Origin of the sequence: Cupriavidus necator (genome assembly GCF_013141915.1) — a bacterium.
GTDB classification, from domain to species: Bacteria; Pseudomonadota; Gammaproteobacteria; order Burkholderiales; family Burkholderiaceae; genus Cupriavidus; species Cupriavidus necator_B.
The window spans coordinates 20414-40463 of sequence record NZ_SROX01000016.1 but is presented as its reverse complement, the minus strand read 5'-3'; the positions used below and the strand labels follow the sequence as shown (position 1 = coordinate 40463).

The following is a 20050-nucleotide window of genomic DNA, read 5'->3' as shown; positions in this document are numbered from 1 at the left end:
TTCTTATCAATGGATGAAAAAATAAGGTACGCATGGCTTACCTACGTCGGTGCACTTGCGGCTAGAATGTGACCGAAACGCGTGAAAGGCGCGCCAGCATGGGGCTGGGCGGTGCCAGCGCCCGTCGTCAGAACCGCCGTATGCCTCCCAACCTCCCGCGCCCCGATCAGCTCACGCCCACCGCCGTGCGTGCCGCCGCGCAAAACTTCCTGAAAGCTGGCGGCACGCCGCCGCCCGGCTTCGGGCAGTCCCGCGTAGAAGATGTCTGGATCGACCTCGACGACGGCGAAGGTCCGCAGGGCTTTCCGCCGAAGGTCATCCTCTGGCTGGCCACCGATGGTGCGCTTCCAAAGGGATACGGTTATGCAAGCGAAGGCCCCTGGCGTCAGCAGCTGATCAAGCTTGGTTTTCCTGTCCTACCAAAGGGCAAACGGCCGGGGCCAGGCCGGGATTGCAGGGGGATTGATCATGCGCCAAGAGGACAGGTTCCAGACGCAGACGGGGGGCGCGCGCGGTCCCTCGCAGACGACCTGGCACAAATAGCTCGGCGGAAAATCGGCCCGACCACACGCCAGCGTCTGGTCGATGCGCGTCTCGGCCAAGGCCAGTTCCGCAAGGACCTCGAGTGGCACTGGGCCGGCGCGTGCGCAGTGACAGGCGTGACAGTACGCCAGGCGCTGCGGGCCAGCCACATTGTGCCTTGGGCCGACCCGAGCGCCGATGACGACATGCGGCTCAACCCTCACAACGGACTGCTGCTGGTGGCCACACTCGACGCGCTGTTCGACCAAGGGCAGATCAGCTTCGACAACAGCGGCACACTTTTGGTACACCACGACATCAGTCCTGCGCAGCGCACGCTGCTAGGTCTAGTCGACCCGTCACGCGCCTTGCGCAACGACAAGGGGCTGCAGGCGATGACCGAGGAGCGCCAGAAATTCCTCAAAATGCACCGGGCCAAGCATGGATACCCTGACTCAGCCCCCTGAGAGGCTTCAGGCAGTTGCCGCCAGGACGGAACAGAACCCGGCATCTGCGATACCGGGCGTGTCGCCCACACTGGCTGCCCCCGGGCCGCGGCGGCGCCGGCGTACCGTCACCCGCCGCCAACTGCACCGTGGCCACTTCGGCTTCCTGCGCGCCATCGTGCAAGGCCTGAACGCACGTCCGATGTGGGAACGGTACCTGGCCGAGGAAGGCGAGATCGAAGCTGAAGCCGATGCGCGCGCCGCTGCCGCGGCCGGCGATGACGGCGCTGCGTTCGCCGCGCACCCGAAGGTGCGTCGTGTCACCGCCTGGTTGCGCTCAGAGCTTGCTGCAGCAGCCGTGCGCGCGCATCGCCCGGGTACCGCGCGGCTGGTCCAGGTAGATTTCCGCCAGGTCGGGCGCCCGGGACTGGATCTGCCGTCGCTCGAGGACTTCGCGGCGGCAGAGGGCCTGGACGGGTTCAGCGAGCGCGAGCAACTCGAGGCCTACGAAGAAAGATTTGGCAAGGCGCTCGCGCGCGAGAAAAAGCGCGCAGCGCTGATGACCCGGCAGCTGGCCGCCATCGACTGGCTCGAAGGCCTGTATGCGCGCCCGGTGCTGGTCGAGGATGGCTGCCGTGCGTGGCTGGCCGATGCGCTAGCCAACCGGCTGGCGGCTGCCGGTGTCGCCACCATCGGTGACCTGGTCGACCGCATCAATGGGCTTGGGATCGGATGGACCCGTGCGCTGCCCGGCATCGGCGCCGGCAAGGCCCGCGCGATCGAGCGCTTTCTCGCCGCGCACGCCGACACCCTCTCCCGCCAAGTGGGACAGCACGTGGCCGTGCCGCGTCGCGAGCGCTACGCGCACGAACTCGCCAAGGTAGTGCCGCGCGCCACGGCGCTGGTGCCGCTGGACAAGCTAGTGGTGCCCGCTGAGCTCGATGGACGGAGCGGACTTTACCGGCGGCCTCAGTCCCAATGCCTGTTGTCTGCCCATAACGACTACGAGGCTGTCCTCGCATGGCTGCGCTCCAAGCCCGGGCTTTCTTCCGCTCAGGTGGCGCGACTACGTGAGAAACGGCGAGACCTTGCGACCGTGCCTGGCCCGCTGGACTGGCTGCACACGCTGTCCCACACCCAGCGCGCCTACCGCAAGGAGGCCGAGCGCTTTATGCTCTGGGCCGTCCTGGTACGCAACAAGCCCCTCTCCTCGATGACTCACGAGGACTGCACTGCCTACCGGGATTTTTTGTCCGCGCCTCCCAAAGAGTGGTGTGCGCCGCGCTCGCGGGAGCGTTGGAGCCCCATCTGGCGGCCATTCGAAGGACCGCTCTCTGTACGTGCGCAGGCTTACGCGCTTGGTGTGCTGAACAACCTGTATCGCTTTCTCGTCGACCAGAATTATCTGATGGGCAATCCGTGGCATGGCATCCATGTGCCGCGCCTGGCGGCACCCAAGCTCGATACCGGCCGAAGCCTTACTACCGAGCAATGGGAGTTCCTGTGCGATCAGCTGACCGCCCTGCCCCCGACATCGGCCAACGCCCGTTTGCGCCTGGCTCTTCCGTTGCTATACACCACCGGGCTGCGCCTGTCGGAGATCGTGGCCGCCACCACAGACCATCTCGAATGGGAAAGCTTGCCAGATCCGGACGGCGGCGGACCGATCGAGGGTTGGTGGCTCCAGGTGCTGGGCAAGGGGAATAAGCTGCGCCGCGTCCCGATGGCGCCAGCTGTCATGACGCTACTAGATAGCTATCTGGCTAGCCGGGGTTTTTCGGCGGACAGCAAGGCCGGCCGCCTGCCACGCGGTGTCGCCCTGCTTGGCCATGCCGTGGATCTCGCGGAGCGAGCAGCGTGGACGGGCCGCAAGCCCGTGGATGCTGCTGCTCCGGTCGCGGCCGGCACGCTGGCCGAGCAACTGAAGGACTTCTTCGCTGTCAGTGCCGAGCAGCTGGCCTCGATTAACGAGCGGGCGGCCGACAGGCTTCGAGCGGCCAGCGCGCACTGGCTACGCCACACCCACATTTCGCACGCCTTGGCGGCTGGAGCACCGCTCGAGGTCGTGCAGCAGAATGCCGGCCACGCCTCGCTTGATACGACGACACGCTATATCACTACAGAAAAAGCCCGCAGGATGTCAGCCATGCAGGCTGTATGGTCCAAAACGCCTGGCACCAAAGTGCAAGCGGGTTAAGTGGCCCTCTTCTCATAGGGCAGAACAGGCGTCACACTGCCCGGCCGGCCAGCTGCTTGTCTTGGCAGCCACCAAGGTGCCGGAGCGCGACGGGCGTGATCGGAGCCGCGCGTTTGCGAAGGAAAGTTCAGTATATAACCTCTGCCTATTCGAACGAGGCGCATGAATTCTATCTGGTAGCTACCAGGTAATGCTTAGACTTGGTAGCTGCCCGCAAAGCTCGGCGAAACTGAACCTTTCGAACCATCCCGGTTGGCTCGATGAACGGTCTACCCTGGGAGCTAGCTGTTAGCTACCAAAGCGCGTCTTTGCATCGGCATTCCACTGAGCAGTTGAGGCCTCACAAGAGATGAGGCCTCAATATTATCTGGTAGCTACCAGCTTAGAATTCGGGGGTCACTCACGCCGTTGCCCACTATCTGGGCCCACCAGGCAGCGCTCGTCGGCGCAAGCTCCGCGACTGTGGAACAAATGCGATTACGTATATCCGGTAGCTACCAAGTAGCCATCAAAAGCGGTCAGATCGGGCTGGGCCATCCCACCCAGATCGGGTATCGGACAACCTAATAGCTATCCATTGAAGGCCTCCATTGCTTCGCGACTGTCAGCCCTCAGCGAGGGCTACTAGATAGCGACCAGGTATCAAATGCTGGCGCCCGCTATTGCGAAGGAAGTAGCGCTTTCTACAGTCCCCATACTTAACTGGTAGCTATCCGCTACAGCGAACGGAGCCACTCGAAAGCAGTATTTCTTCGGGTCGCGGCCGCAACCCCTGGTATCTGACAAGTTTCTGATAGCTTTCTGTCTGGTAGCTCTCTAGTATCCCCCTCCATTTATATGCCCTCGTCTTACCTATTGCAGCTGCCGACGAAGGCTACTAATGCGATACCCTACAGCTATCCGACTGGTATCAAATGGAGACCTTTTAGGCTAGCCTTTCAGGTAGCTATTGGGTTAAGACTTATGGTACCTGGCTGGTAGCCAGCCCGCTACCAGTACTAGCTTGCTACTTGGTAGCTATCAGCTATAATGTGCGCCAACTGGATACCATCTGGTACTGGATAGCTAACCATCTACTAGGTAGCGACCAGCTACCACTAACAGGAGCATCTATGCCCGTTATTGTGTTTGTCTCTCCGAAAGGTGGTGCTGGAAAAACAACGAGTTGCCTTGCGCTCGCGACAATCGTCGCGGAGAAGGGACAAACCGTCTCCGTAATTGATGCTGACCCTAATCATCCAGTACAGACTTGGGCAAAGGACGGCGCTGCTCCCGAATCGATGAAGATCATCTCCGACGTCACGGAGGAGGATATCGCTGATCGGATCGATGAAGCCGCGAAGACATCTACATTCGTTTTCGTTGACCTTGAGGGCACGGCTGCAACAATCGTCGCGCACGCCATCAGCGAAGCCGACTTTGTAGTCGTCCCCACACAAGGCTCTCAGCTAGACGCAGAGCAAGCTGGGCGTGCGTTTAGGCTCATCCGAGCTCATGAGCGAGGGATTCAGAAGCACAAACCGGACTACCGACTACCGTACGCGGTGTTGTTCACTCGAACGTCCGTTGCAATTCAAAGCCGAGACACCGCTCATATCCGGAAAACCTTCGCCGAGGCGAATATCCCGGTCTTCAAAGTTGAACTCAATGAGCGAGCAGCTTTCAAGGCCATGTTCTCGTATCGACAAACTCTCAGCGGCCTCAGTCGCTCAGAGGTGTCAAACGTCGACAAGGCAATCGAGAACGCTGAAGCGTTTGCAGCGGAGCTCCTCGAGCTACTGCGTCAACCAAAACAAGTACTGAAGCATGAGGTGGAACAATGAGCCGCGCTAACCCTCTCGACCTCGCTCTTGATGACTTCGCTCCGCGAGTCCGTGAAGAGAAACCTCGCGTCGACCGCGAGACCGTTGCCCAGGTCGCAAAGGAAAATGGCTTTGTCAGCCGTGACGCCAAGAAAGTGGAAGCTGCGATGCCGTCGCCAAGAAGGCAGCGGCGATTCACGACAGGCAGGAATCAGCAGATCAATATCAAAGCCACAGCTGAAACTGTGGCCAGATTTAACGCACTGGCCGATGAACTCAACTTGCCTGCGGGAGCCCTGCTAGAGCGGGCAGTACAGATTCTGGAAGAAAAATTCAAGCGGGGATGAAGTGGGTACATGTCGGCGGCGTTGCTGTGTCGGTGCGTCTTTATGCCCGTCCTGTTCCAGAAGGTCCTGGACGAGTGCGCGCCTGGCGTTCCTCGAAGGCGCGTCACGACGAATCCATGCCTCGCGGCGGCCCACCGAGGCGCTGCCGCAGCATGTCGGCTCCACGGCTGATCTGACCGAGCAGAGGGGTGCACTGGCCGACCTAGCGCATGCGCTAGCCGCCGGGCCGGCGACGGGGTTGCGACTGCTTGACCGCGACACATGACTTCCGCATTGCCCCTAGCCACGGGAGTGAAGGGGATCTGAGAAGGGCTCCAAAAAAGCGGCATCCTGGTGCAGCCGCATCAGCCAGGCGACCGGGCCCAAGCAACTGGTGGCGCACCGCATCGAGACAGCGCAAGCTCTCAAAGCGATACGGGCTGGCACCTACAACGTGTCCTCCGCCTCCCTTTATGGCGCAGTTGCGTACACACGTTCCGGACACTCCCTAGCCCGCACCTGCGTCTTCCAGATGTCCGCACCGTTATGCGTGGCTCGTTCCCTAGGTGAAGGTTTGTGGGGAGACTTATTTAAAGTACGACCTCGTTTACGTGTTTACACACTATAACCCCTTTAAGTAAACCTTTAGGCGCTTGAAACCTTTGCCAGATAAGGCTTCCAAGGCATTTCGGTGAATGATCTTGGGGCAATGGTGAACTTCATTAGGGCGAAAGGGATGTGGATTTGGGGCCACCGGTGCAGAGATTTGAGGCGAAGGGGATGTGGATTTGGGGCAAAGGTGAAGTGGCTTGGGGCAAGCCAATCCGCAGCCCAGAAAGGTGAACGCTTTTGAGGATCGTATTCATGCGCCCCGCTAAAGTGCGAGCGTCCAGTGGCGAAGGTCTCCACGACGAGTGAATATTTTTGGGGGAGGGCCGAGGTGAACGTTTTTGGGGCCGTTGTAGAGCCCTTTCACTTCTACAAGTGTTGAGAATCCTAGAAGGGTGAAGGTTTTTGGGGGTAGTTGGAGGTGAACGAATTTGGGGGCTGCCTGGCACCGATGCCGGGGGACCTTGCGAGTTAAGGCCGCCATTAAGGTGAAAGAAAATGGGGCACCCCATAGGAACATGAGGGGCCATTCACAAAGCGCCTTCCCTAAAGTGCTCTATGCGGCTCATTAGTGACCCTTCCGCCAGAAAGCTACCCAAAACCATGCACCTTTCACCGAGTCCCCTCAAAAGGTGCATGGTTTTGGGGTGTTTTCCGACCAAAGGTGAACCCTTGTGGGGGTCGAGCAGTTTCGGGCATTGCTTTCATAGAGTTGCCTAAATCCGCGTAGGCAAAGGGAGTTTTCGAATCGCGACCGCGGACGTGAGGGGAGAAACCTCTTGATAGGTGAAGAATTGCACACTAAGATTTCACCTGTCCGGAGTACCGAGAACACTATGGCCAAGGGAAGCGCAGCCTCGAAGAACGTTCAGATTGCTCTGTTTCAGCAACCTGAAGTTCCTGAACCATTCAAGAAGGCTGTCCAGGCCATTCATGTATCGCCGGTTGGCGGCGCACTAACGCTGCAGCAACGCCGGCTCTTCAATTCGCTCATCAAGAATGCAATCGAGCATAGGCTCGAACGCAACGATGGTGCGAGCACCTTCAAGATCTCGATCCCTGAGATGATGGCGGAGCTAAGTCTTACGACGAAGGACACAGCATACATAAAGGAAACGGCCAAGTCGCTGATGCGAACTGTGGTCGACTGGGATCAGCTCAATAGCGACGGGACCGCTACGTGGACAGGGTCAACCTTGGTCGCTGGCGCGAAGATTACCGGGCCGATCCTATCGTACTCCTTTGCTCCGGAAATCTGCGAGGAACTCTTGAACCCTGAGCGCTACGCAATGATTGACATGCGTATTGCCAAGCTGTTCCGACGCTCACATGCACTTGCGTTATGGGAGAACACTGTCAGGTACGAGCGTGTTGGGATGACAGCGAAGATCCCGCTGAAGACGTTCAGAAACTTAATCCTTGGAAGGGAAGAGGGAGAGACGAAGTATAAGGAATACAAGATCTTTAAGCGCGCGGTCATTCTGCCGTGCATTGCGGAAATCAACGATGTTTCGGATCACACTCTTGAGTTGATTGAGCACAAGGTGGGGCGCTCGGTAGCTGAGGTTCAATTTCGCATCAGCCGTAAAGAGTCTGCAAAGGCAGCGGAGGGAGAAGACCTCGAGCTAGTTCAGTCAGTAGTGAAGCTGAACGTTCCGCTTTCAGAGGCGCGAAAAGCAATTCGCACTTTTGGGGCGGCTCGAGTGCGACAAGCAGTCGCCTACACCAAGCAAAGAATCGCGAAGAAAAATGTTCCGGCAATCGATAACGTCGCTGCCTACTTCCGCAAGGCTGTGACCGAGAACTGGGCCAAAGGGATGGACTCGGAAACGGCGGCAGCCCCATCTGAAAGCGCGCCTAAGGCAGTGTTGGCTCGGACGCCAGAGGAAGCCAAGAGTCAATACATCGCAGCTAGGATCACCGAAGCGCAAAGGTATTTTGCAGAGCTCGACCCAGAAGAACAAGAGGCTGCGATTTCCAGGTACAACGATCAGTGCACTGTGCCGAACCAACGAGTGATCAGTGGTAAGAAGCCCTCTAAGGCTGCACAGACTGCCTTTTATCAGTGGCTGGCGTTTGAAACGTGGGGCGAGCCAACTAGCGATGATCTACTGCGCTTTATCCTGACCGGCAATTTCTGATACGGCAATGCCGATAAGGATGCTTGCTCGTATTCGGGTCGCCGCGGGGCGTCGGCCTCGCAGCAGTGGCGCCAAAACCTTTACTGCTGCAACAGCCTCGGGAAGAAGCAACGGATCCGCAAGGCCCGGGATATGACACAAGTTCCTTGTCGATCTGCTAAAAGGCGCGCCTGCTGGAATGCCTATACCTTATTTCGACTTTTCGACTGCAGGTTTGCGTCGCAATGCCATCCTGTGCCGTTTTGTGGCTAGCGTCAGTGAAAAGTCGAGGAAGCATGTGCGTTGAAGACCAAGTTCCATCGACATTGGCGAAATAGACGCATACCCATTTCCCACCGAAGTTGATCCCTGAGGCCCATTGGCGGCCCGTCGTCCAACAGGCGGCGACCAGTTAATACCTAGCCCTTCGAGGCGCCTAACTCGATCCTCGGAGAGTGAACCACGGCGATGTGACTGACGTTGTTCACTAATCCACTTGCCCAGCCTGAAGCCGTCCGGGGCGGGCCAGCACGTCGATTGAGGCGCATTGCAGTCTCCGAAGACCTCTGCGTAGAGCTTCGCCGCCTCATAGCCTGCGTTCCAGCTTTTCTCACCCTTCTGCTGACCAAGCTTCCAAACGATCCGGAGCTCTTCTAGTTGCCTGCAACGCGATTCACTAAGCAGGCTTTTTGAATGGAGTATCCGTTGCTTGACTATCCAGTTGCCGAGTGGGTAGCCCTCGGTCGCATCTTCGGGCCAGGTTGAGCTTTGAGGCGCATTGCAGGTACCGTATTTGGAGGCCCAGCTTGTCGCCGCACGGAACCCGGCGGCCCACCATTCGTCTTGGATAGAGGTAAGTGTCACGCCAAGCGCCCTTAGCCGCTCAACGTAAGTCGGCGGAAGCAGACCCTTTGCGTAGCGGACGCGCAGATTGCTCACCCAAGCACCAAGCCGGAAATCCGAACCGCCATCTACCGACCAAACTGCGTTCGCCGGCGGATTGGCGTCGCCAAAGCGCTCTTTCCATGCGGCCAGGCACGAGATGCCTCTTTCCATGGCGTTCTCGACCTTCCAGACTATGCCGAGATTCTCCAGCGCAACTTTCCGGATTGGATTGATTCGGCCTCGGTTGTGGTCATGTCGCTGCGTTCTGATCCATTTTCCTAAGGGAAAACCGTCGCTAGTCCCGGGAGGCCATACTTCTGCACCCTGCGCATTGCAATCGCCGACTGCCTTGAAGCGCTCTGTCGCGTAATGAAGGCCGACAATCCACGGGTCTACCATGTCCGCTATGACTATGGGCTTAAGAACATCAGCAATACCGACAACGTTCGCGCCGCCCAAGAAATTGACCTTGGAAAAGATGTCGCTGACGCCTTGTCGCCTACCTGCGGACCGGCTCGCCTCGACAATTTTGGCCGCAAAGTCCTCATCATGTGCGCGCAAAGCGTTCAACACTGACCATACCGACCGGAAGTCGGTCTTCTCCACCACTTCGTGTGGCGAATCGCCCTTCGCGAGGAAGACGGGTAGCATGATCGTTCCAACGGTTTTTCCGGGGCTCAGCCTCAGCGCCCGTCCGATGGCCTGCACGATATCGATCTCACTGCTTTTCGGATCCGTGAAGGAGACGCCGTCGACGGCGGGGACGTCAACCCCTTCCGTGAGGCACCGGGCATTGGTCAGTACATGAGCTGCCGCGTCGCTGGACCGGAACGAAGCGAGCACAGCCTTCTTTCGGGCCATGGAGGTACCGCCAGCCAGGAAGTCCGCTCTGAAAGTGGTGGGTCCTTTGCCCTCGCGGGATAAGGTGGGTGCGATGGACGTCAGTAGATTGCGGAACTCCGACGCGGCTTTGAGCGATCGATGGAAGGAGATGACCTTCTTGAGTCCAAAGTGCTGCAGCGCTTTCAGTAAACTGATCGCCACGGCGTCGACAGTGTGACTCTCGGGTACGCGCGTACGTTCATCGTTTCCTATGCTGCGAAGCTCCTCATCTTCGGTCAAGGCGACGACGACACGGTAGTCGCAAAGCAGTCCGAGTGCTATTGCACGCGAGAAACTAAGCGTGTGGAAGCGTGGCCCATAGATTGCCTCATTCGACATATCGAACAGCAGTTCACCCTTCCCGCTCTTCCTACCGCGGAAGACCTTAGGGGTGGCGGTCGCAAAAAGGCGCTTGCGAGCTTTGATGCGACGTTCGTCCAGCACTATCGAAAACTGCGACGAGGATTCGCCCGCCGTTCGGTGCGCTTCATCGGCAATTGCGATATCGAAGTGCGGTGAATCATCGTCTGCCTGAGCGGCCGCCACCAGGTGCGTGGACTGGTAGGTCGAGTAGACGACGCGCTTGCCGTGACCGGATACCAAAAAGTCCCGAATGACGGTGGAGCACGACGTTACCGTAAGACCCTGGCGCCGGAGTTCCTCAGTGGACATGTCCGCGTCTCGGTCGAGGCCAACTGTTTCATCCGAACATACACATAGCGCAGTGAACGGCGCCGAGGCGTTCGCTGCCCATTCAGCTGCGAACTGATCCAAAAGCGATATGGAAGGAACAAGTACTAAGCTAAGGTCCGCCCCGAGATCTTCGGCGATCCAACGCGTGGTCAAGGTCTTCCCTGACCCACAGGCCATAATGAGTTGCCCGCGATCGTGCGTCTCGAAGCCAGCAAGAACGTCGTCGATTGCTTCGATCTGATGTGGACGGCGAATGTATGACACGGGCGTACCCAGATATTGATCGGATCAAGTGGAAAGGCTACCGTTGCGATGTCGAAGTCAAGCGCTCAGCCAAGCACCTACGCCAATCCGGCTTCGATGACGAAGCGTGATGTGGGATTCTTCTTTGCTGTGGATAGAGTCATAACTTCGCGGGCCCGCGTAAGCCCGACGTAGAACAGTCGGCGTTCCTCGGCCTCGGAACTGCCGTCGTCGGGTATTACTGTCTCTTCCAGGCGAATGAGAGCGGTGTAGTCCCATTCCAAACCTTTGCTCGAATGGAATGTTGTAAGAACCACCGCGTCTTGAGCAGGCTCGTTGTTCCGACGTCGAAGATATTCAAGGCGGTCGGAGAATGTACCGCTAAGCCGTGAGAGGACATCGTAGGTTGTGGTGATGGAACGTTTAGCTTGGTCCGTTTTTGCCCACTTCATCATCCACTCATACACGCCGTCGAGAACGAGTGAGTAAAACTGGCGTACACAGAGTCCACGCCATTCATCCAGCTTCTTCATGAAGCCTACGTACGTTTCGGCAGCTTCCTCTCCGACGTTTGCAGCTAAGAGGTCCTGCTTCTTCGGCTTCTTCGTGTTGCCAGTTGAAGAGAATGACTTGTGCAGCGTATGAAGATCGCCAAGTCCGATTCCCGCGAACCCAAGCACCGCGTCCAAACCGGTTTCGCGCTTTCCCTCGACGAGTTCAAGGAGGCTACCCATCAACGCCGATTCGGGTCGGTCCAGGATTGACCGGCCTGCTGCGCGGTGATACTTCACGCCGTGGGATCGGCACACTGCTTCAACTGGATCAAGGATACGATTGGTACGAGCCAGAACGGCAGCGGTTTTTCCCGATCGAATAGCGCTGGATAGCGCCTCAATCACCGCAACTGCTTCCCTATATTCATCATCATGCCGCTCAAACGTGACACTGCCGCCTGGACCGTGATGCGAAATGAGTTCTTTAACAATTCGCTCACGATTGTTTCGGATTACGCGATCGGAGACTGCCAATATTTCTGACCGCGACCGGTAGTTAATGCCCAGGACGATCTGGCGTGGACTAAACTCCTTTGTGAATGCTTCAATGCCTTGTAGCCCCATTGCGGCCCGGAAACCATATATAGACTGGTCGTCGTCGCAGACTAGGCTCACCGCGGCGCCTGCCCGCGCATGCAAAGCGGTCCATAAGGCCTGGTGAGAATCGACGTCCTGATACTCATCGACCAGCAGAACATCGACCTTGTACGGTTGAATGGATCCTTCCTGCATTCCCTTAACGGCATACCGCATCAAATCTTGAAAGTCCACGCGACCATTGCGCTCCAGGGCCTCTTGATAGGCGGAATACAGTTGACCCTCTACGGTTTCCAGAGAGGGAGCCGCGAAACCGTTCTTGATACGCTCGATCTCGGTCACTGCGTCTTCGACCTTCCAATCGAGCCCAAAATCCTGTAGGACCTGTGCAACGATCGCGGTACGGTCTCCGTCAGTAGCGATGTCTGGCCGCTTCCCGTTCGCTCCGAGGAGCTGTTTGTAAGCCAGCGAATGGAACGTCCCAGCAAGCAGGCGTCTTTTTGCTGCTGGGCCAGAGAGAGCCAAGATTCGATCCCGCAGCTCAACGGCCGCATCCTTGCTGAACGTTACCGCGCCCACAGTTACATTCGGCTGGGAGAGAAGCACAGCAGCTTTGGCAGATATCGTCGCGGTCTTTCCGGCGCCCGGCACTGCGACGGCGACGCAATGACCAACGTACTCTACGACTTCACGCTGAGAGGGATTCAGCCTATCTAGGACTTCTGCGAGAGACATGATGATCTGTCTGTACGGGGGACTATCGGTGAGCAAGTGGGACTTGCATCTTGTGAAGGTTCAATACAGCAAGTACCACCAAGTGGCAGTTCTCGGCAGATCGTTGGATACAGTTGGCCTAGCACTGTCCAAGTGCCATTAACCGGGACAGCAGACAGGACGGATCAACTGCCACTTGGTGGGACTTCATCGGTATTGCATCGACAACGAATACCAATATGGCAATTGGTGCCAAGATCCAAGTTCACGTGGCACCAAATGCCGTCTTCACAATCACACGCCGCGAACGGTGGTCATGAGCTTCAGATGCGTCGTGTAGCTGCGCAGCCCCAGCGGCTGGAACTTGCGAAGGAAGCGCGTCACTTCCTCGTTCACGTCGGTCATATCGCGAATTCCGTTCCAGACCATGAAATCGAACTGGTCCATGGCCTGGTCGAATTTGATCAGGACCTGCAGTGCACGAACCGCAAACCGCGAGAAGGCCTGGACTTCGATATCGACCGAAGGACGGGTAATAGTCGGTTGGAAGATGATGTCGTCCTTGGCGCGCATCTCGCTCTCCCGTTGCTCGCGGTAGGCCCTGGCCACCCGCAGCTGCTCGTCGACATAGTCTTCCAGCTTGGCGAGTTCTCGCTCGAGGAACGCCTCAATGGTCGCGAGCTCGCTTTTGGAAAAAGTCGACTGGCCGAAGCGCTGCAGGTTCAGCGACATGCGGTTCATGTACGGCCACCATTGCTCGAATAGCGGACGCAGGCGGGTGTGGTTGAGCTTCAGACTGACCGCCACCACCGCGGCGCCGGCGAGTTCGCGATCGAGGATCTGGCGACCAAGTTCGCGCCGGCGGCGCACGATGGCCTGCCGGTCTTCGGGGGACAGCTCGCGGAAGAGCTTGCGAGTCCGCTCGACCTCAGCCTTCTTCTTTTCGAGATCGGCCGTCGAGATCAGCCCTTCCTTGCGGAGCGCGTCGGCCGACGCCTCCATGGCGATCAGTTCGGTTTCGACGTCATCAACCCGATCCGATGCGCCCTCGGCGGCCCCGCCAGCCTCCATCGGTACAACGGGAGCAACTTCAGTCGGGGCAGCGTTGATATGGGCCATACCAGCAGGCGATTCAGCAATGGGCAGGTCGGTGGTGGTCATCATTTCTCCTGGAGTGGCCAGCGTTCGAGGCCATTGAAATCAAACAAACGTGGTGTCAGCTACTTGCCGACATGGAAGGACGCCGCGAGGCGCCAGCTGAAGAGGCCCACGAGACAGACGCCGAGCGTCCACCAGTGAGCGAGCAGGGAAATCGGTAAGAGCAGGGCGGTGGCGCCAAGACCAAAGCAAAGCAGCAGGCCATGGGCGGCCACGTGGAAGGTCACAGGGTTGGCGAAGCCAGCGCCCGCGGCGCGAATCTTGCGCGACACGGCCCCATCGTTAAGCAGCGCGGCAAAAAGGATGAATCCACCGAACAGCCAGTGATGGGCGACGGCCGCGCGATAGACTGCTCGGTAGACGGTCAGCCAGAAACGTCGCATCCAGCCGCGGCCGAACTCCGAAGCACCGGCGTCTGGTAGTGCCGTATCGGCGTCCGAGCCAGAGAACGATGCCTGCAGCGCACCAGATTTGACAAGCCAACGGTCAAACCGGTCGTTCGCCTGCGATGCTGCCTCGCGCGCGCCGGCCTGGCCAATCCATTGCGAAACCGACGCCTGTTCAGCATCGCTGACTTCGAAGGCGGCATCGCTCTGGATGAACGGCACAAGTGCACAGATCATCAGCGGCGACACAAGCAGCCACACGCGTACGTGAGAGACGAATCGGGAACTGGCCATGGTTCACACCCAACGCAGCAGAAGTAGCACCGGCAGTGCCGGGATGGCGACGAGCGCGCCCCAGAAGACCACCGGCTTGCGCGCGGCAATACTGGTCAGGGCGAAGCAAGGGGCGGCATTGCCGCGCATGAAGTGTTCTGGCATCGGCCCGGGTGTCCCCTGATTGAGCCAGGCGTGCATTTCCAGTGCAAGCTCGAGGTCGACGCGGAAGATCCACGCAGCGCACCGCACCGGAACCTGGCGCAACCTTGCCAATGACCGGGCGGCCTTAGTGTGCAAAGTCTCGAGCGACATCGTAGGTATCGAAGTAGCGGGTGAAGCTGTAGCCGGTCAGCACGCGAGCGGCCAGCTGGAATGCCGCACACCGTTGGGAGATGTTTCCCGGTACGGGTTCGTCGACCACCTGGCAGACATAGCCCGCGGGTTGGCGCTGCTCGAACGCAGGGATGGACTCGTGGTAGGGATACCAGACGTTGTACTTCTCGCCCTTGAAGGCGGCATAGCGCTTCGCGTAAAGATCGTGCGCGCGCCCGAACAAGCCCTGCATGAAGGCGACGTTTGCGTCGCCCTGTTTGCGCGCCGCGCGCCACGCGGCGATGGCGTCCGTCAGCATTTCCTTGACCAGCGGCTCTTCTCGCACCCGGAAATTCACGCCGATGTAATCGACCACACGGGTGCAGACGTCATCCAGGTCGGGAGACACGATGAACATCGGTGAGAGCTTCGCCGAGAGCTTGTATTCCTTGACGATTTGTCGGAACAGGGTGGAGGGCATTGACCGTATTAGTCCTGGATGATTGGAATTCGACCCTGGTAGACGGAGCCACCAGAGATACGCAGGAAGTACTGCAGGTTCGGTAGTTGCATAATCAGCTCATGCGGAATCAGGGGCGCCTTCTCAAGCTGCATGGAGCGCGACACAGAGCCGCTAAATTCACCGACATGAGCCTCAGTTCCGGTGCTGGTGCTGCTGGACACGACGATGTTCCGAATGGCGGTCGTGCCTGCCTTCTCGGAGAACCACTGTGCCGTGTCGATATCTTCCAATCGTAAGATGATCTGGTTGTTCAAATTGCCCAAAACCTGCTGCATCTTGGCGACGTTTCCAAGTTTCGCTGTCATATCGGAGCGTGTCTGGTAGGCGACGAATGCCTTGAAGCCCGCGCCGCGACCCTTGTTCAGGATTTGCAGCATCTGTTCGTTGATCGCCTCGGCTGCTTCGTCGATGATCAGAACGACCTCGGGCGGCTTGGCGTAGAAGTTGTAGATGGCGCCGGCGACAGAAGCGATGTCCGCCAGCAGCATCGACATGACGGCCTGGGCAACCAGTGAGTTCGAGAGCGAGTCGGCGCCGACATAGAGCACGGCCTTCTGCTTGATGACCTTGTCGATATCCCAGATCTCCCGGTCGTCTTCAAAGTCGTCGGCCTTCGGAGCCAGCATCAGCCCCGTTTCGCCGGTGGCCAGCATCTGGAGCAAGGGCAGGGCAGAGGCGATAATCCGACCGTAGTGGTCGCGATCGTGCTGGAACGTGGCGATCAGGCCGTCAATGGCCTCATGTCCTTGTCCCTTGTTCGAGAACCTCTCGATGTAGAGACGGACCATGGCATCGAGCTTTGTGCCGCCGGCGCGCTGTCCTACCTGCTGCATGTAGCCGGTGACCTCTTCCTCCCAATCCGGCTTGCCGGCTTCCGGGAAGAAGCGCTGGAGCGCGCGGTCCAATAGATTGTTGATGCCGTTCTGGGCGTACTGCAGGATCGAACGCAGGTTGGGCTTGTCGCCGACATAGAGTTCGCCCTTCACCGCGCGGTCGATGAACAGGAATGCGAACTGCCGGAACGGGCCTTCCTCCATCAGCTGCGCAATGCGGGTAGGGATCTCCGACGGCTGGGCCCAGTTTTCCAGCGGATTGAGCCGGATCGACTGCGACGGCGCCGCTTGCTTCCAATAAAGGAACTTGCGTCCCGTGCGCTCGCATTCCCGCTTTACCCGAGCGGCCCACTCGGCGTCGTTCTTGGGGTCAATGACGATCAAAACGTCATTGGGGTTGTGGATCACCTGGGTCGAAATGACCTCGTAGGTGCGAGTCTTGCCGGCGCCAGTCGTGCCGCTCACAGCGGTATGGCCGGGCATCGCCTTGTAATGGAACGGGATCGGGATCTTCTGTGGCTCCATGCCGTGGATCCACGATTTTCCCTGCGGAGACTGGTCGGCGATGCTTCCAGCCGGCGCAAACACAGCCTCCACTCGCTCTACTATAGGCTTTGGCAGCCAACGAGGCAGGCCGGGAATGTCACTGGAGGGCATACGCAGGATGTCGTGCGCAATCTGGCAATGCTTCTGGGTCCACTCGAAGCCCGTGCCGAGATACATGGCATTGTCTGTCTTCCGCATTTGCGCGCTGAGCGCCAGGAGCTTTCCCACAGGAATGACGGCGAGCCACTTGGTCGAAATGGCAAGACGGAATTTCAGCGCCCGCCAGACCTGCACCGAGCGCAATAGCAGCATGGCCAGGCAGAACAGGGAAAAGTAGCCCGCTCCCGGCATTCCGCTGGCCAGAATCAGTCCTGCGGCGAGCAACCATCCGACCGCCGCGCGGAACTCATAGATCGGGCGGAAATGATTGATGTAGTGGTGCATCAGTCGTCCACCTCGTTGCCCGTGGATTGCGGCCGCGTTGCGATCAGGTTCGCGACCTTGTCCACCAGCAGGATGTCCTGCCCCACGATCTTGTAGAGCAGCTGGAATTTGCGGAGGTTCTCGATCAGCGTTTCCGAGGCGATGCCGTAATTGCTCAACATGCGCTTGCTGACCGCGAGCCGGTTGTCAACCCAGGACACCTTTACCTTGCCGGCCGCCACGTCCTGGGCCAGGGCCCGGAAGAACTCGCGCAGCAGGTTAGACGCGCCGGCGAGTGCTTCCTTGAACGGGTCCTCCGCCTGTTCCGGCCGGAGCGATCGCGAGCCGTCGAGCTGCACTGCAGGCCGGATCGTTTCGCGCGGGGCCAGCGCCATCGACGGCGCTGGCGGGTGCGCGGGAGAGGTATCAGCGCCTACCGGAGGCGGGGTGGGCGCACGGGAGTCGACAGAGGCAGGCGCAGTTGCCGCTGCTTGCTCGGTTGCAGCTGCGGCAGGCGGCTTCGCTTGGGCTGTGGCATCTGCAGCGGCGCTCAGCAAATCCGCCTTCGGCGCCGGCGTCGTATCGGGCGAGAAGGCGGCACGCCGCGCCTTGATCTCGAACTGCGTAACCGTGTCGATTGCTTGGCGAGCGACCTTGTGCAGAAGCGTTTCGAGACCGCTCGGTCGGGGATCAGGATTGATGGCGCCGAACAGGTCGGCAAGCACCTGGCCGTCGAATCCCGCAAGGCGCTCCGCACCGAGGATCTCGCGTGCGAGGAGCGCTGTGCGCATGCGCTCGATGGGAAGGGCGGTCTCTCGACGCGTGACACGGTAGGTGCTGCCAGCAAGCCATGGGCCAAACGCGCCGTGGATGGCGGGCATCCATTCCACGCCATCGCTTTCCCGATGAAACTGGAAGTGCCGGCATGGCTCATCCAGGCGCGAACAGCAGGCGGCCAGGAAGAGCGCATACAGGTACTGCGGCTCCAGCTTCCGGCGGCGCTCGGAGGTCATGTCGGCGGCGAACTTCTGCGCGCCGGATAGACGCATGGCGAAATAGGCTGCTTCAACCGTAGCGCGGAATGCTCCGCCTGGCTCAGCGTGCTCGCCGGGTCGCAGCGGCATGCTCGAAAACCATGTGGCGCAGCGCTCCAGCACATCGAACCATTTGGTGGTGAAATCGGCGCTCTCCGCTTCGTTCGCGTACTGGCGGATCAGCGCAACGCGGTCGGAGAAGGACGCCAGCAGCGCATCCGACGGCAGGTGTACATGTGTAGTCATCATTTCCCTGCCAGCTTGTTGCCGAGACTCCAGGCGCCCCGGCCCAGCATCTTCATCCCGCCGGTGGCACCAACGCCGCCGCCGGTTCCGAAGAGGGAGCCCGCAATTTTCGGAATCTCCATGGCAACGAAGACCAGGATGATCGCGGTGCTGAGCGCATAGCTGGCCGCAATGGTTGTGTCAGTCCCTACTTTGCCGATGTCTGTGACCATGGCGATGAGCGATTTGCTCACCAGCTGCGAGATGATGGCTGCCACCACCATGTACATCGAGCCGGTGACCATGTAGTCCAGCCAGGCATTGAAGAACCGTCGGGAGATCTCCGCCATACCGAATGCCACGGCGAGAGGTCCCACGACGATACCCACGGCCACCAACAGATGCCCGACCAGGATGAACCACGAATAGATCAATGCGGCAATCAGGACAGCGATGAATGCGAACGCGAACAGAATTGCGGCGACGACGGCATCAAGTAGGGAAAGGGGATTCACAATTCCGGCCTTCAGCGTCTTCAAGATTGAATCTACAAACTTGCCACCTGTATCGGCCAATGATGCGGGGAGGTCATAGATGCTATTTCCTCCGTTGATAGACGTGGCGAGATGGTCGAACCAAAGGAACAGGCCCGAGGAGAAGCTTGTATAGCTCGCGTACAGCGAAGCAAAAATGCCGAGCACCAGAAAGGTCTCGAAGAGATCCGTCCAGGCACTGACGGGATCCGAAGTAGCCGCGAATCGAAGCCCGGCCAGGACCAGCGTGATCACCCCCAGCCCGAATGCAATCTTGTTGGCGTCCTCCACGGTGGCTTTACTCAGCGACGTAGCCGCCTGAATCAGGCTGCTGCGCATCCCATCGAGCTTGCTCAGTGTCTTCCTGATCCCCTCACTGATGTCGCCCGGCTTGCCTGCACTTGCAGCTACGACCGGTTGATTTCCCGCTGTAGCTTCCTGTGCCGTGGCCAGCTGTGGTACGACGCAAAGCGTGGCGAGGAGCAGCGCGACAAAGCCCCAGCACATCCGCGTTGGAGTGATCGAGGTCCAGTTCATTTGAGGTTGAGGATCTTCTGACGTTGCTGGTCACGCTCGGCTTGCAGGCGACGCGCCGTGTCGAGCGACTCGGTCTCGATGGCCAGCGCCTTCTGGTCCTTGTCGGCATCCGACTGCACCTTGGCGCTCATCATCTGCAGCAGATCCGAGTTCTGGTTTGCGAGGACGTCGAGCATTTCGTTGGTCGCTTCCGCCGCGGCCTGCGCCGTGCCAGTGAGTTTCATCTCCTTCTGGATCTTCTGCCGACGCTTGGCCTGCGTCTGCACGTTCTTGACCACCGAGGTGCCCAGATCGAACAGGTTCTTCGCGGTCTTGTCTCCATTTGCCAGCAGCGTGCGCTGGTCCTCAAGCCATTGCCCGCTGGGCTTGCCCGAAGCCTTGACCATGCTGCGCACCTTAGACAAATAGTCCGCGTTGTCGGAGACGGCCCCATAGAGATCGTTCAGCGTCACGCCGTAGAGATCGAACTTGCCGATCTCGTCCTTGATCGCGTCGAGCTGCTCGGTAAGATGGGCCGGGTCCATTCCGGTGGCCTGTAGCAACTGATTCGCCATCATGCGGTACTGGTAGGCGATATTGGTGTTCTCGTAGATTTCAGTCTTGAGCGCCTGCAGTGCCGTCCTGGTCGTCTGCACGAGGTTGGCGCCATCGATCACCGGAAGCGCGGCGTGAACATTCGTGGAAACTGCGAGGCTTGCCACCATGGCGGCACGGACAATCCAACGTTTCATGGG

General features: G+C 59.2%; 15 protein-coding genes. 5 read left to right on the top strand and 10 right to left on the bottom strand.

The genetic code is table 11. The annotated features are described in order from the left end of the window. The first annotated feature begins 140 nt into the window (after positions 1 to 140). From E5S69_RS24180 to E5S69_RS24160, 5 genes are all read left to right on the top strand, one after another. Complete coding sequence (locus tag E5S69_RS24180; protein WP_115737298.1) at positions 141 to 989, top strand: HNH endonuclease; 849 nt, start codon at positions 141 to 143, stop codon at positions 987 to 989. Beyond that, a complete protein-coding gene (locus E5S69_RS24175; protein ID WP_115737220.1) occupies positions 964 to 3165 on the top strand; it encodes a phage integrase family protein in 2202 nt (733 codons plus the stop codon). The genes E5S69_RS24180 and E5S69_RS24175 overlap by 26 nt, the downstream gene beginning before the upstream one ends. Positions 3166 to 4277: 1112 nt before the next feature. After that, entirely contained in the window at positions 4278 to 4988 is a 711-nt protein-coding gene (locus tag E5S69_RS24170; protein WP_115737221.1) for a ParA family protein, read from the top strand. Further along, positions 4985 to 5314 carry a stability/partitioning determinant gene (locus E5S69_RS24165; RefSeq protein WP_145987317.1) on the top strand — a complete coding sequence of 110 codons (330 nt, stop codon included), beginning with the start codon at positions 4985 to 4987 and terminating at the stop codon, positions 5312 to 5314. Before E5S69_RS24170 ends, E5S69_RS24165 begins: the two co-directional genes overlap by 4 nt. 1424 nt (positions 5315 to 6738) lie before the next feature. Then, positions 6739 to 8043, top strand: a complete 1305-nt coding sequence (locus E5S69_RS24160) for a replication initiation protein (RefSeq protein WP_115737222.1) — start codon at positions 6739 to 6741, stop codon at positions 8041 to 8043. Between the two features lie 189 nt (positions 8044 to 8232). On the opposite strand, the gene E5S69_RS24155 is transcribed toward E5S69_RS24160, so the two are convergent. The 10 genes from E5S69_RS24155 to E5S69_RS24110 form a co-directional block, all read right to left on the bottom strand. Next, entirely contained in the window at positions 8233 to 10746 is a 2514-nt protein-coding gene (locus E5S69_RS24155; protein ID WP_115737223.1) for a DEAD/DEAH box helicase, read from the bottom strand. A 77-nt stretch (positions 10747 to 10823) separates the two neighbouring features. Beyond that, on the bottom strand, positions 10824 to 12551 hold the full coding sequence (locus E5S69_RS24150) for an ATP-dependent helicase (RefSeq protein ID WP_115737299.1): 1728 nt from the start codon (positions 12549 to 12551) through the stop codon (positions 10824 to 10826). 273 nt (positions 12552 to 12824) lie between these two features. Then, on the bottom strand, positions 12825 to 13691 hold the full coding sequence (locus E5S69_RS24145) for an ATPase (RefSeq protein ID WP_115737224.1): 867 nt from the start codon (positions 13689 to 13691) through the stop codon (positions 12825 to 12827). A 59-nt stretch (positions 13692 to 13750) separates the two neighbouring features. Then, positions 13751 to 14368 (bottom strand): DUF4400 domain-containing protein, encoded by a 618-nt coding sequence (locus E5S69_RS24140; RefSeq protein ID WP_115737225.1) that lies wholly within the window; start codon positions 14366 to 14368, stop codon positions 13751 to 13753. 3 nt (positions 14369 to 14371) lie between these two features. Further along, positions 14372 to 14662: a hypothetical protein gene (locus tag E5S69_RS24135; protein WP_115737226.1), complete on the bottom strand. Its 291-nt coding sequence runs from the start codon at positions 14660 to 14662 to the stop codon at positions 14372 to 14374. Continuing rightward, on the bottom strand, positions 14637 to 15143 hold the full coding sequence (locus E5S69_RS24130) for a hypothetical protein (protein WP_115737227.1): 507 nt from the start codon (positions 15141 to 15143) through the stop codon (positions 14637 to 14639). The genes E5S69_RS24135 and E5S69_RS24130 overlap by 26 nt, the downstream gene beginning before the upstream one ends. Positions 15144 to 15151: 8 nt before the next feature. Then, entirely contained in the window at positions 15152 to 17008 is a 1857-nt protein-coding gene (traD, locus tag E5S69_RS24125) for a conjugative transfer system coupling protein TraD (protein ID WP_115737228.1), read from the bottom strand. Beyond that, positions 17008 to 18267, bottom strand: a complete 1260-nt coding sequence (locus E5S69_RS24120) for a TraI domain-containing protein (protein ID WP_115737300.1) — start codon at positions 18265 to 18267, stop codon at positions 17008 to 17010. The genes traD and E5S69_RS24120 overlap by 1 nt, the downstream gene beginning before the upstream one ends. Further along, complete coding sequence (locus tag E5S69_RS24115) at positions 18267 to 19316, bottom strand: type IV secretion system protein (protein WP_115737229.1); 1050 nt, start codon at positions 19314 to 19316, stop codon at positions 18267 to 18269. Before E5S69_RS24115 ends, E5S69_RS24120 begins: the two co-directional genes overlap by 1 nt. Further along, positions 19313 to 20047 (bottom strand): conjugal transfer protein TrbJ, encoded by a 735-nt coding sequence (locus E5S69_RS24110; RefSeq protein ID WP_115737230.1) that lies wholly within the window; start codon positions 20045 to 20047, stop codon positions 19313 to 19315. Before E5S69_RS24110 ends, E5S69_RS24115 begins: the two co-directional genes overlap by 4 nt. Between the last annotated feature and the right edge of the window lie 3 nt (positions 20048 to 20050).

Excerpts from the sequence above, each read along its gene's own strand:
- E5S69_RS24145 (WP_115737224.1), bottom strand. The coding sequence starts at position 13,691 with ATGACCACCACCGACCTGCCCATTGCTGAATCGCCTGCTGGTATGGCC.
- E5S69_RS24175 (WP_115737220.1), top strand. The coding sequence starts at position 964 with ATGGATACCCTGACTCAGCCCCCTGAGAGGCTTCAGGCAGTTGCCGCC.
- E5S69_RS24135 (WP_115737226.1), bottom strand. The coding sequence starts at position 14,662 with ATGTCGCTCGAGACTTTGCACACTAAGGCCGCCCGGTCATTGGCAAGG.
- E5S69_RS24170 (WP_115737221.1), top strand. The coding sequence starts at position 4,278 with ATGCCCGTTATTGTGTTTGTCTCTCCGAAAGGTGGTGCTGGAAAAACA.
- E5S69_RS24115 (WP_115737229.1), bottom strand. The coding sequence starts at position 19,316 with ATGAACTGGACCTCGATCACTCCAACGCGGATGTGCTGGGGCTTTGTC.
- E5S69_RS24120 (WP_115737300.1), bottom strand. The coding sequence starts at position 18,267 with ATGACTACACATGTACACCTGCCGTCGGATGCGCTGCTGGCGTCCTTC.
- E5S69_RS24165 (WP_145987317.1), top strand. The coding sequence starts at position 4,985 with ATGAGCCGCGCTAACCCTCTCGACCTCGCTCTTGATGACTTCGCTCCG.
- E5S69_RS24150 (WP_115737299.1), bottom strand. The coding sequence starts at position 12,551 with ATGTCTCTCGCAGAAGTCCTAGATAGGCTGAATCCCTCTCAGCGTGAA.
- E5S69_RS24180 (WP_115737298.1), top strand. The coding sequence starts at position 141 with ATGCCTCCCAACCTCCCGCGCCCCGATCAGCTCACGCCCACCGCCGTG.
- E5S69_RS24110 (WP_115737230.1), bottom strand. The coding sequence starts at position 20,047 with ATGAAACGTTGGATTGTCCGTGCCGCCATGGTGGCAAGCCTCGCAGTT.
- E5S69_RS24130 (WP_115737227.1), bottom strand. The coding sequence starts at position 15,143 with ATGCCCTCCACCCTGTTCCGACAAATCGTCAAGGAATACAAGCTCTCG.
- traD (WP_115737228.1), bottom strand. The coding sequence starts at position 17,008 with ATGCACCACTACATCAATCATTTCCGCCCGATCTATGAGTTCCGCGCG.
- E5S69_RS24140 (WP_115737225.1), bottom strand. The coding sequence starts at position 14,368 with ATGGCCAGTTCCCGATTCGTCTCTCACGTACGCGTGTGGCTGCTTGTG.
- E5S69_RS24160 (WP_115737222.1), top strand. The coding sequence starts at position 6,739 with ATGGCCAAGGGAAGCGCAGCCTCGAAGAACGTTCAGATTGCTCTGTTT.